Annotated in this window: 8 protein-coding genes and 2 tRNA genes; 5 read left to right on the top strand and 5 right to left on the bottom strand. The window is 35.8% G+C overall.

What is annotated here, in order from left to right:
- The first annotated feature begins 6 nt into the window (after positions 1-6).
- Both M1G05_RS07420 and M1G05_RS07415 read left to right on the top strand, forming a co-directional pair.
- Positions 7-78 (top strand) — tRNA-Glu (locus tag M1G05_RS07420).
- A gap of 5 nt (positions 79-83) precedes the next feature.
- Positions 84-157: transfer RNA gene (locus M1G05_RS07415), tRNA-Asn, on the top strand.
- A 40-nt stretch (positions 158-197) separates the two neighbouring features.
- On the opposite strand, the gene M1G05_RS07410 is transcribed toward M1G05_RS07415, so the two are convergent.
- On the bottom strand, positions 198-740 hold the full coding sequence (locus M1G05_RS07410; protein ID WP_001158273.1) for a TetR/AcrR family transcriptional regulator: 543 nt from the start codon (positions 738-740) through the stop codon (positions 198-200).
- A 127-nt stretch (positions 741-867) separates the two neighbouring features.
- On the opposite strand from M1G05_RS07410, the gene M1G05_RS07405 reads away from it, so the two are divergent.
- Positions 868-3,510: a YhgE/Pip domain-containing protein gene (locus tag M1G05_RS07405; RefSeq protein ID WP_247953448.1), complete on the top strand. Its 2,643-nt coding sequence runs from the start codon at positions 868-870 to the stop codon at positions 3,508-3,510.
- Positions 3,511-3,539: 29 nt separating this feature from the next.
- On the opposite strand, the gene M1G05_RS07400 is transcribed toward M1G05_RS07405, so the two are convergent.
- The gene (locus tag M1G05_RS07400) at positions 3,540-6,083 is read right to left on the bottom strand and encodes a YfhO family protein (protein ID WP_247953447.1); all 2,544 of its coding nucleotides are present in this window, start codon (positions 6,081-6,083) and stop codon (positions 3,540-3,542) included.
- Positions 6,084-6,144: 61 nt separating this feature from the next.
- On the bottom strand, positions 6,145-7,767 hold the full coding sequence (locus tag M1G05_RS07395) for an ATP-binding cassette domain-containing protein (RefSeq protein ID WP_000958772.1): 1,623 nt from the start codon (positions 7,765-7,767) through the stop codon (positions 6,145-6,147).
- 205 nt (positions 7,768-7,972) lie between these two features.
- Between M1G05_RS07395 and trpS the strand changes: the two genes are divergently transcribed.
- Together trpS and guaB are read left to right on the top strand one after the other, a co-directional pair.
- On the top strand, positions 7,973-8,998 hold the full coding sequence (gene trpS / locus M1G05_RS07390) for a tryptophan--tRNA ligase (RefSeq protein ID WP_084887666.1): 1,026 nt from the start codon (positions 7,973-7,975) through the stop codon (positions 8,996-8,998).
- 151 nt (positions 8,999-9,149) lie between these two features.
- Positions 9,150-10,628, top strand: a complete 1,479-nt coding sequence (gene guaB, locus M1G05_RS07385) for an IMP dehydrogenase (RefSeq protein WP_084926258.1) — start codon at positions 9,150-9,152, stop codon at positions 10,626-10,628.
- Positions 10,629-10,678: 50 nt separating this feature from the next.
- On the opposite strand, the gene recF is transcribed toward guaB, so the two are convergent.
- Both recF and yaaA read right to left on the bottom strand, forming a co-directional pair.
- The gene (recF, locus tag M1G05_RS07380; protein WP_084926259.1) at positions 10,679-11,776 is read right to left on the bottom strand and encodes a DNA replication/repair protein RecF; all 1,098 of its coding nucleotides are present in this window, start codon (positions 11,774-11,776) and stop codon (positions 10,679-10,681) included.
- 2 nt (positions 11,777-11,778) lie between these two features.
- A complete protein-coding gene (gene yaaA / locus M1G05_RS07375) occupies positions 11,779-12,147 on the bottom strand; it encodes a S4 domain-containing protein YaaA (protein WP_084887673.1) in 369 nt (122 codons plus the stop codon).
- Between the last annotated feature and the right edge of the window lie 157 nt (positions 12,148-12,304).

Below are 12,304 nucleotides of genomic sequence, written 5' to 3'. Positions count from 1 at the left end.
ATAGAAGGTCCGTTGGTCAAGGGGTTAAGACACCGCCTTTTCACGGCGGTAACACGGGTTCGAATCCCGTACGGACTATTTTATCCGCCATAGCTCAGTTGGTAGTAGCGCATGACTGTTAATCATGATGTCGTAGGTTCGAGTCCTACTGGCGGAGTATAGGTAAAAGGGAACACAACTGTGTTCCTCTTTTTGTATCAATTTGTATCACCAAGCATTTTCATAAGGAAGTCTGTTATTTCTTGAGGACTTTCTTTTTTTCCATGTGCAATCCAAGTTTGGCAGACACCAAAAAGTGCGTGAGTTAGATAGATGCTACTATATTCTAATTCAGTGGTATTGAGATTCAGTTGCATAAAGCGTTTTTGTAAATCTGTGCTGAGCATGATATGAAGTTTATTTCGTAAGAAATTTTGGATTTCTTTAGTCCCATTTTCAGAAAGAAGGGCAGCCAGAAGTGGTTCTGACTCTAGATATTCAAAGACTTCTAAAATAGCATCTTTTTTGTGATGAGCATGTTTTTGGAAAATATATTCAAATGTATGGAATAGCTTGCTTTGATAATGCTCGATCATATCATACTTATCCTTATAGTGAGTATAGAAGCTGGAACGGCTAATTCCGGCTTTTTCTGCTAGCTTGACAGTAGAAATTTGATCAAATGGCTGTTCCATGAGTAATTGTACCATAGCATTTTCAATAGTTCGCTTTGTTTTTAAGCGTTTGTTACTTTCTTGCATATTTCCTCCTTGTAAACAAATTAGACTATATGTCTAAAAATGGATTTTTTATCTTGTAATCTAGATTTTTTATTGTATAATCTATTATATCAAAATTTTAGACAATATGTTTAAAAAAGGAGAAGCTATGTTTAAAGAATGGAAAGCAATTTTTAAAAAACCAACCTTTATTATTGTCATGATAGGGATTTCTCTTATTCCAGTTCTGTACAATATCATATTTTTATCCTCAATGTGGGATCCATATGGTCAATTGTCTGACTTACCTGTGGCAGTTGTCAATAATGATAAAGAAGCCTCCTATAATGGTAATACCATGTCTATAGGAAAAGACATGCTATCCAATTTAAAAGAAAATAAAACCTTGGATTTTCATTTTGTAGATGAAGAAGAAGGTAAGAAGGGTCTAGAAAACGGTGATTATTATATGGTAGTGACTTTGCCAAGTGACTTGTCTGAAAAAGCAGCTTCAATTTTAACGAATCACCCAGAGCAAATGCAAATCGATTATCAGACTTCAAGTGGTCATAGCTTTATTGCCAGCAAGATGAGTGATTCTGCAATGATACAATTAAAGCAGAATGTTTCTACCAATGTAACCGAGACTTATACTAAAGCTTTATTCAACAAAATGGTCGATTTAAAGGATGGGATGAGTCAAGCAGCGTCTGGTAGTGAAAAACTAACTGATGGAGCGAATCAGTTAGTGGCAGGAAGTCAAACATTAACTACTAACCTACACTCTTTAGCAGATTCAAGTTTAACATTTTCAAATGGAACGGAACAGTTTACTAGAGGATTATCCTCTTATGTCTCTGGTGTTGAACAACTTCATCTTGGCTTAGGGAATTTTAATAGTGGTTTAGTTATATATACTGGTGCAGTGAGTCAATTAGATAGCGGGTTAGGTCAATTATCTTCTAAAAGTCCTGAATTAGTAAGGGGAATCAATCAGTTATATACTGGTGTAGAATCCTATACTGGCGGTGTTTCTCAGCTTAATGCTGGTCTTAATCAATTTTCATCTGGTGTTAGTTCCTACACTAATGGAGTGGGAAGTCTTGCAACAGGTGCTAATCAGTTATCCAATCAATCAGCTACACTTCGAATGGGTGTGGAGCAATTAAGTGAAGGAATTCAACAACTTTCTAGCAAGTTAGATGCTTCGTCTGAGCAAAAAGATCAAATTGCTCAATTATCTTCTGGTTTGAATCAGTTAAATCAAGCTATTCAAAATATTGATGTTGGAGATACAAAACACTTAGATTCTATTTTATCAAGTATAGTATCTCTTTCTAATCAAATGTTAGCAAGTGCTCAGTCTGATAAAGCGACTACATTAGCCAATATTCAATCGACAGCAGCTTATCAATCTTTGACAAGTGAGCAACAAGCTGAAATAAGTGCTTCTGTATCTCAAAATTCGACTGATAGTATTCAATCAGCACAGTCAATTGTAGCTTTAGCTCAAGGTTTACAGGGAAGTTTGGAAAACTTACAAAATCAGTCTTCTAATCTTTCGACTTTAAAAAATCAAGCTAATCAAGTATTACCTATTGCTTCTACTTCTTTGACAGGATTGTTAAGTGGATTAACAGAGATACAAGGAGCTGTTGCTAGCAAATTAGTTCCTGCCAGTCAGTCTATTACATCGGGTGTAAATGCATATACTGCAGGTGTTGATAAAGTTTCTCAAGGCGCAAGTCAACTAAGTGAAAAGAATTCCACCTTGACAGATAGTCTGGTTCAACTAGTTTCAGGCTCAACTACCTTGACACAAAAATCTTCTAACTTGACAGCAGGAGTTGGTCAATTAGTTGAAAAAACTCCAGAATTAGTGTCTGGTATTGAAAAATTATCAACTGGCTCCAACCAATTGAATCAAAAGAGTCAAGAATTAATGGCAGGAGTTGATAAATTACAATCAGGATCTGGTCAATTAGCAGACAAATCCAGTCAGTTACTTTCAGGTGCTTCTCAATTAGAGAATGGAGCTAATAAATTGGCAGATGGATCTGGTAAACTTGCAGAAGGTGGAACAAAGTTAACTTCTGGATTGGAAGGTTTACAGATAGGAGTTGCTTCTTTGGGACAAGGATTAAGTAATGTTAGAGATCAACTTAAATCAGCATCAACGGAATCTCAAAATGCAGAGATTTTGTCAAATCCACTCAATCTTTCAAAAACAGACAATGATCAAGTTCCTGTAAATGGAATTGCAATGGCTCCTTATATGATATCAGTTGCTCTCTTTGTTGCAGCAATATCAACGAATATGATCTTTGCGAAGTTGCCTTCAGGACGTCATCCAGAGAGTCGTTGGGCTTGGTTGAAATCTCGAGCAGAAATAAATGGTATTATAGCTGTTTTGGCAGGAATTTTGGTATATGGAGGAGTTCATCTTATTGGTCTAACGGCTAATCATGAGATGAGAACATTTATTCTCATTATCCTAACAAGTTTAGTATTCATGTCCATGGTGACCGCTTTAACAACATGGAATAGCCGTATAGGAGCTTTCTTTTCTCTTATTTTGCTTTTATTACAGTTAGCATCAAGTGCAGGTACTTACCCGCTTGCTTTGACAAATGATTTCTTTAGAGCTATTAATCCCTGGTTACCAATGAGTTATTCAGTTTCGGGATTACGACAAACAATCTCTATGACAGGAAATATTCATCATCAAGTCATTTTCCTTGCCGTGATACTAGCTCTATTTATTGGTTTAGGTATGCTAGCCTATCAACCTAAGAAAATGGAAGAAGATTAAAAAAATCGACCGATTAATTGGTCGATTTTTTATGCCTTAGATGACTTTCGTCTGTGATTATAGGTTCCAAATAGTAAGAGAGAAGTAAAGGAACAAATTGCTCCAGTAATAAAACCATTGGGAATAAAGGAAAGTGTAATAGTTCCTTTCCCTTTAGGAATATCAACTTTCATAAAACCAGTTTGAGCTTGTTTAATTTCTATTTTCTTACCATCTTGGTAGGCAGACCAACCTTTGTCATAAGGAATGGTGAAGAAAATAGATGTATCTTGTTGGACATCATATGTAGCAAAAACCTTGTTTTTAGAAGTTGATACTGTGACAGGTTGTTCTTTAATTTTTTGAATTGCCTCGGTAAAAGTTTTGGTATCTAAACGATAGAAGGTAGGAGATTCAAATGATACTTGTGAATTTCCAGGGAAACTAACATTAATATTGAAAATTTTTTTCTCTTTAGTATAGCCTAGATTAAAGAAGGAGAAGACATTATCAGTTGTAAAAGTTTTCTTTTCCCCATTTACAAGGATGTCAACCTTTTTTTGTTTGTCATTAGAAAAGTGAAGGTTTGTGAAAGAAAGATAAACTTGGCTGTTTTCTGGCACTTCAATTTGATACTGGATTGCTGCATCTTCATTTGAAGAACTTGTGACAGTAATCAAATCATCAGTATTCTCTGTTTTTTCATAGGGTATTGGAGAAAAATAATCAAAATTGACGTCAGCAAGTTGATTTAAAAACGAGGCCTGATTATCTAAAGTATGTTCAGTGAACTTGACATCATTGTAAACAGATTGACTAGCAAATGCAATCGGAAGAGAGTATTGATTTTCATATAGGGTAAGATTATCTTTTTGATAGATATCTTTAAAACCATACTTATCAATAGGACTGTCTGAGATATTGTATTGGATGCCAAATAAACTATCAGCCAAAATACTATTATTTGCATAGCGGAGATTGAGATTAGTACCAGAGGATTTAAACCCAAGTTGATCTAAAGTAGAGCTTGCTGAACGATTTCGAACAGATGAAAATTGAGAGATTCCATTGTAGTTAAATTTCATACTGTCATTTCCTGTCTGAGTTTGTAGTTTCTCAGTACGAGTAAATGAATTCCCAATATATGTCGAGAAAGATTCTATAGCTGGGATATCTCGACTATATGCACTTCGAGAAGCAAATCCCCATTCCTTAGCAATTCCGTCCATTTGAGATGAAGCATTTAAACTTATTTCAACCATTATAAATAAAGAGATTAGAATGGCAAATAGGTTTACAGAGATAAACTTTTTGATAACTGCAAGGAGTAAAAGAGAATAGACAATCAAAAATTCAAGAGTAAGCAGAATATTCAAATTTGTTAAAAAAGAATAATGTGATTTTAGATAGATGGTAGCTAAAAATCCTGTTACTACAAGAAAAAGTGAAATTAAAAAGTTCCAGATTTTAATTTCTCTCAGACGATTTAAGACTTCCGCTGCTGTGTAAATTAACAAGGTAGAGAAAATCCAAGCATAGCGATGTAAAAACATGTTTGGAGTATGCATGCCTTGCCAAAATAAATCAAGAGCTTCTATATAAAAGCTTGCAATTAGAAATGTAAAGAAGATTGCATAGATAAGTTTCACGTGAAACTTAATAGATTTCAGTGTAAAAAATAAAATGGTCAAAATAAAGGGAAGTAGTCCAACAAAAATCATTGGGATGGCCCCATACTTTGTTGTGTCAAAGGAACCAATGAATTGCTTAGCAAAGAGATCAAGATACCAGCTACTTTCAGTTTGAAACTTTGTAACTTCAGTCAATTTTTCCCCATGTGTCTGTAAATCAAACAGAGTTGGAAGAGTCATAATCAAACTAGCCATACCAGCTAAAACGGAGGTGATTATGAAATCAAGAAAAGATGATTTTCGAGTTTTAAAGTCCCAAGAAATTTGACAGAGATACCAGAAAATAAGAAACAATGCTGTCATATAGCCAAAATAATAGTTTTGGATAAATAAGATTGACAGACTTGTAAAGTATAATGAGAATTTCTTTTCAGTTATAAGTAGGTGTAAACCAGTTATAATTAAAGGAATCAAGATAAAAACATCTAGCCAGGTTTTTATCTCTAGTTGACTAACAGTGAAACTCATCAGAGCATAGGAAGTAGATAAAGCTAGTTTTAAAGGTTTAGGAATCGATTGAAATAATTTATTTAAACTAAAGTAAGTTGACAGTCCAATCAATCCAAATTTTAAGAGAGTTATCAGATAGACAGTATCTGGCATATTCGTTAGATCAAAAAAGTAAACTAGTGGTGAAAGGAAACTACCCAAATAATAACTAGATAGGGCATAGAAATTCAATCCGAGTCCACTTGTAAAGGTGTAAAACAAACTACCATTTCCATGTATGATATTTCGTAAAGTTACATCAAAAATAACGTATTGATGAAAGCCATCTCCTAATAGAGGAGAGTTGTCACTATTCCAGTAGATACCTTGAGATAGATATACTCCTGTCATAATGACTACAGGAATGGTGAAAGAAACAAAATATGTCCAATATGTTTTAAAAAATAATTTCATGTTACCTTATAAAATGTTAGAAAACTCAGCTGGTTAACCCAACTGAGTTTTGAAGTTTTATTTAGTCTTTCCAAAGTTCTTTAACTTTTGCTTGTACTTCTGCATTTTCTAGGAATTCATCATAGGTTTCATCGATACGGTCAATGACGCCATTTTTAGACAAGACAATGATATGGTTAGCTAGAGTTTGAATAAACTCGTGGTCATGGCTGGCAAAGATGATTGATTCTTTAAAGTTTTTCAATCCATCGTTCAAGCTTGAGATAGATTCCAAGTCCAAGTGATTGGTTGGATCATCAAGTACAAGGACATTTGATTTTAAGAGCATGAGTTTTGAAAGCATGACACGAACTTTTTCTCCCCCTGACAAGACATTTACAGGTTTGTTAACCTCATCTCCAGAGAAGAGCATACGGCCGAGGAAACCACGTAGGAAAGTATTGTCATCTTCTTCTTTACTTGCGAATTGACGCAACCAGTCAAGAATTGATTCTCCTCCTGCAAAATCAGCTGAGTTATCTTTTGGCAGGTAAGATTGACTAGTGGTCACTCCCCATTTGACAGTTCCTTCATAGTCAATGTCTCCCATGATTGCACGAATTAATGCAGTCGTTTGGATGTCATTTTGTCCAATAAGTGCTGTCTTATCACCTGGACGCAAGATGAAACTAATATTATCCAAGATAGTTTCACCATCAATCTTTACAGTTAGATTTTCTACTGTCAAGAGATCATTACCGATTTCACGTTCCGCTTTAAAGTTGATAAATGGATATTTACGACTAGATGGTACAATCTCTTCTAGCTCAATCTTATCAAGCATTTTCTTACGTGATGTTGCCTGTCTTGACTTAGAAGCATTAGCAGAGAAACGAGCAACGAACTCTTGCAATTGTTTAATTTTTTCTTCTGCTTTGGCATTACGGTCTGCTAGCAATTTAGCAGCGAGTTCAGAAGATTCCTTCCAGAAGTCATAGTTTCCGACATAGAGTTTGATTTTTCCGAAGTCAAGGTCGGCCATGTGAGTACATACTTTGTTTAAGAAGTGACGGTCGTGGGATACTACGATAACGGTGTTATCAAAATCAATCAAGAAGTCTTCTAGCCATGTAATTGATTGGATATCCAAACCATTGGTCGGCTCGTCCAAGAGAAGAACATCAGGTTTACCAAAAAGTGCTTTGGCGAGGAGAACTTTTACTTTTTCACCGTTGGCCAATTCGCTCATGTTTTGATAGTGCAATTCTTCTGGAATGTTTAGGTTTTGAAGTAGTTGAGAGGCTTCACTTTCTGCTTCCCAGCCCCCAAGCTCGGCAAACTCTCCTTCGAGTTCGGCAGCACGCACTCCATCCTCATCTGAGAAATCTTCTTTCATGTAGATAGCATCTTTCTCCTTCATGATGCTATAAAGTTTTTCATTTCCCATGATAACAACATCAATGGCACGTTCATCTTCATAGTCAAAGTGATTTTGACGAAGAACAGAGAGACGTTCATCTGGACCAAGAGAGATGTGACCAGTAGTAGGTTCGATATCTCCAGCTAAAATTTTTAAAAAGGTTGATTTTCCGGCACCATTAGCACCGATTAATCCATAAGTATTTCCTTCTGTAAATTTGATATTGACATCATCAAAAAGTTTGCGATCACTAAAACGTAGTGAAACATCAGATACTGTAAGCAATGTTTTTCTCCTATATGTGTAATATATTTATTCTACTAGAAAATACGGAAATATTCAAATTTTTATCTGTCAATTTTGTGTAAATTATATTTACAATTTCCTTTACACAAAAACATCAATAGCAAGGCCGATTTATTTTGATAAATTGCGGTTATTTCATTAAAAAAATGCTATAATTGAAGGAACTATATCGAAGGAGAATAAAATGATTAAACCCATTATTTTAACAGGAGACCGTCCAACAGGAAAATTGCATATTGGACATTATGTTGGAAGTCTCAAAAATCGAGTATTATTACAGGAAGAGGATAAGTATGATATGTTTGTGTTCTTGGCTGACCAACAAGCCTTGACAGATCATGCCAAAGATCCTCAAACCATTGTAGAGTCTATCGGAAATGTGGCTTTGGATTATCTTGCAGTTGGATTGGATCCAAATAAGTCAACTATTTTTATTCAAAGCCAGATTCCAGAGTTGGCTGAGTTGTCTATGTATTATATGAATCTGGTTTCATTAGCACGTTTGGAGCGTAATCCAACTGTCAAGACAGAAATTGCTCAGAAAGGATTTGGAGAAAGCATTCCGACAGGATTCTTGGTCTATCCAATAGCTCAAGCAGCTGACATCACAGCTTTCAAGGCTAATTATGTTCCTGTTGGGACAGATCAGAAACCAATGATTGAGCAAACTCGTGAAATTGTTCGCTCTTTTAACAACGCATATAACTGTGATGTCTTGGTAGAGCCGGAAGGTATTTATCCAGAAAATGAGAGAGCAGGGCGTTTGCCTGGTTTAGATGGAAATGCTAAAATGTCTAAATCACTCAATAATGGTATTTATTTAGCTGATGATGCGGATACTTTGCGTAAAAAAGTGATGAGTATGTATACAGATCCAGATCATATTCGGGTGGAAGATCCAGGTAAGATTGAGGGAAATATGGTTTTCCATTATCTAGATGTTTTTGGTCGTCCAGAAGATGCTCAAGAAATTGCTGACATGAAAGAACATTATCAACGAGGTGGTCTTGGTGATGTGAAGACCAAGCGTTATCTACTTGAAATATTAGAACGTGAACTGGGTCCTATTCGTGAGCGCCGTATTGAATTTGCTAAGGATATGGGAGAAGTTTATAATATGCTTCAAAAAGGTAGTGAAAGAGCGCGTGAAGTTGCGGGTCAAACCCTATCTGAGGTTAAAGGGGCAATGGGACTCCATTACTTTAAATAAGTTTATTTTACAAGAAACTATCATTTCTATCTCAAAGAAAAGATAGTTTTTTATTTACCCCTGTAACATTTGACAAATTTTTATAGAATGGTATGATAGATACAATATAAAAAGAGTCAAGCTCAAAAAGAAAGAAAAGAGGAAACTTCGAATGTCTAATTGGGACACTAAATTTTTGAAAAAAGGTTTTACCTTTGATGATGTATTGCTTATTCCAGCTGAAAGTCATGTGTTGCCTAACGATGCAGATTTAACAACTAAATTGGCAGATAATTTGACTTTAAATATCCCAATTATTACCGCTGCCATGGACACAGTTACAGAGAGTCAAATGGCTATTGCTATTGCTCGTGCAGGCGGTCTCGGAGTTATCCATAAAAACATGTCAATTGCTCAACAAGCAGACGAGGTTCGCAAGGTAAAACGTTCTGAAAATGGAGTTATTATTGATCCGTTCTTCTTGACGCCTGAACATACAATTGCTGAAGCTGATGAGCTTATGGGACGTTACCGCATCAGTGGTGTTCCAGTTGTTGAAACACTTGAAAATCGTAAATTAGTTGGTATTTTGACAAACCGAGATCTTCGTTTTATTTCAGACTATAACCAACCAATCTCAAATCATATGACTAGTGAAAATCTTGTTATTGCTCCTGTGGGTACAGATCTTGCAACAGCTGAGAGCATTCTTCAAGAGCACCGTATTGAAAAACTTCCTTTGGTAGATGAAGAAGGTCGCCTTTCTGGTTTGATTACTATCAAAGATATTGAAAAAGTTATTGAGTTTCCAAATGCGGCGAAAGATGAGTTTGGTCGTCTTCTAGTTGCAGGTGCAGTAGGTGTTACTTCAGATACATTTGAACGTGCAGAGGCTCTTTTTGAAGCAGGAGCGGATGCGATTGTTATTGATACTGCACATGGTCATTCTGCAGGTGTCTTGCGTAAAATTGCTGAGATTCGTGCTCACTTCCCAGATCGTACTTTGATTGCTGGAAATATTGCTACTGCTGAGGGAGCGCGCGCACTTTACGAAGCAGGTGTAGACGTTGTCAAGGTTGGGATTGGACCAGGTTCAATCTGTACAACTCGTGTGATTGCTGGTGTTGGTGTTCCGCAAGTAACAGCTATCTATGATGCTGCAGCTGTTGCGCGTGAATATGGTAAAACGATCATTGCTGACGGTGGAATCAAGTATTCTGGAGATATTGTAAAAGCCCTTGCTGCAGGTGGAAATGCAGTTATGCTTGGATCTATGTTTGCTGGAACAGATGAAGCACCAGGTGAAACTGAAATCTTCCAAGGGCGTAAGTTCAAGACTTACCGTGGTATGGGATCAATCGCAGCAATGAAGAAAGGTTCAAGCGATCGTTACTTCCAAGGTTCTATCAATGAAGCAAACAAACTTGTTCCAGAAGGAATTGAAGGTCGTGTTGCTTATAAAGGTGCGGCAGCTGATATTGTCTTCCAAATGATTGGAGGTATTCGCTCTGGTATGGGTTACTGTGGTGCAGCTAACCTTAAAGAACTACACGATAATGCTCAATTTATTGAAATGTCTGGTGCTGGTTTGAAAGAAAGCCACCCTCATGACGTACAAATTACTAATGAGGCACCAAATTATTCTATGTAAAAAACAATGAAAAGAACTCCCGTGGAAATAGGAGTTCTTTTACAATGTTGTCAATTATAATTTACAGAAACTTTACCATCCTGAATAGTGAAGATACTTAGATTTTCTGGCAGATTTTGAAGATGGTCTAAGCTTGTTGTTGTGATAAAAGTTTGGATTGAATGAGAAATCGTTTCTAATAATTTTAGTTGTCTAGTGTTGTCAAGTTCGCTCATGACATCGTCAAGCAGTAATATTGGAGATTCTGTAGTAACGCTTTCCATTAATTCGATTTCTGCTAATTTTATCGAGAGGACGAGACTGCGATGTTGACCTTGACTTCCAAAACTAGCATCCATCCCATTTATATAAAAAGAAATGTCATCTCGATGAGGACCGACACCAGTATTCTTTTTAAATAAATCTCTGGATCTACTTTTTTCTAAAGCAATTTTGAAAGATTCGGATAAGTCTTCTTTGTCAGTTATATTGACAGAAGATTGATAGGATATTGACAACTCTTCAATCTGATTAGAGAGTTCAAAATGTTTCTTACGCCCAAATGATTCTAGTTTTTTTATGAAATCTAAGCGGTGATTCATTACACGACATCCATAATCAACTAGCTGATCATCCAACACTGAAAGGAAGGTTTCATCTATTGTTTGAGCTGATTTTAGATAGGTATTTCTTTGCTTAAGAATATGGTTATAATTGGTTAAATCTGATAAATAGATTGGCTTAATTTGTCCAAGCTCCATATCAATGAATTTTCGTCGAACTGAAGGTGCTCCTTTAATTAGTTGTAAATCTTCAGGAGCAAATAAGACAACATTCATGTGTCCTACGTAATCTGAAAGTCGTGCCTGTTTTAAGTGATTCACTTTTGTCACACGTCCTTTTTGTGTTAGTTCGATTTCGAGAGGAATGGATCCAGTTTTTTTCTGAACAAGACCTGAAAGGTGAAGTTGTTCCTCATTAAAATGAATGAGATTTTTATCTGTTCGAGTTCGATGACTACGTGTTAAGGCTAAAAAATAGATAGCCTCTAACATATTTGTTTTACCTTGTGCATTGCGTCCTAAAAAGACATTTAATTTAGGATTAAAGTCTATTTTCGTCTCTTTGTAGTTACGAAAAGTCTTGAGAGATAGGTGTTGTAGCCACATGATTATCTACCAGGGAATCGCGGAGCTTGTTTGCTTTTGGGTGATGAAGTAGGTTTTGATTTATCTTTTTTTACACCCTTATTCATCTCCTTAACAAGTTTAGCAATTCGTTCTTTTTCAACTTTATCAGCTTGGTATTCCTCTTGCTCATCAGACGTAGGTTGTGTCAACAAGATGTCAATATTCATGTCAGGGATGTCAACTTTATCACCAATACGAAGTTTTTTACCACGACGACTCTCTAATTCCCCATTAAAGTAAACAGAATGTTCAGAGAGAAATGATTTGATAGCTCCTCCACTATGTGTAATTCCAAGTTCTTTGAGTAGTGCTTGGAGGGTAATAAATTCTTCAAATAATTTGTATTCCATAATTCACCTCAATCTTTGGTATTATACCATATTTTCCTAAAAATAGTGAGAGAAATAGGGAGAAATGTAAGCGATTTTTATTTCAAAAGTGTTACAGAGAACAAGAAAATTTCAGTTTTTCGTGATATAATAGAAGTCTGTATATAAGGAGGTAAAT

Origin of the sequence: Streptococcus mitis (assembly GCF_023109515.1) — a bacterium.
In the GTDB taxonomy this organism is placed as follows: Bacteria; Bacillota; Bacilli; order Lactobacillales; family Streptococcaceae; genus Streptococcus; species Streptococcus mitis_CS.
This window is presented reverse-complemented; position numbering and strand designations above follow the sequence as displayed.

Bases quoted from the DNA above. Each gene is read 5' to 3' on its own strand.
- M1G05_RS07400 (WP_247953447.1), bottom strand. From the start codon at position 6,083: ATGAAATTATTTTTTAAAACATATTGGACATATTTTGTTTCTTTCACC.
- M1G05_RS07405 (WP_247953448.1), top strand. From the start codon at position 868: ATGTTTAAAGAATGGAAAGCAATTTTTAAAAAACCAACCTTTATTATT.
- recF (WP_084926259.1), bottom strand. From the start codon at position 11,776: ATGTGGCTACAACACCTATCTCTCAAGACTTTTCGTAACTACAAAGAG.
- guaB (WP_084926258.1), top strand. From the start codon at position 9,150: ATGTCTAATTGGGACACTAAATTTTTGAAAAAAGGTTTTACCTTTGAT.
- trpS (WP_084887666.1), top strand. From the start codon at position 7,973: ATGATTAAACCCATTATTTTAACAGGAGACCGTCCAACAGGAAAATTG.
- M1G05_RS07410 (WP_001158273.1), bottom strand. From the start codon at position 740: ATGCAAGAAAGTAACAAACGCTTAAAAACAAAGCGAACTATTGAAAAT.
- yaaA (WP_084887673.1), bottom strand. From the start codon at position 12,147: ATGGAATACAAATTATTTGAAGAATTTATTACCCTCCAAGCACTACTC.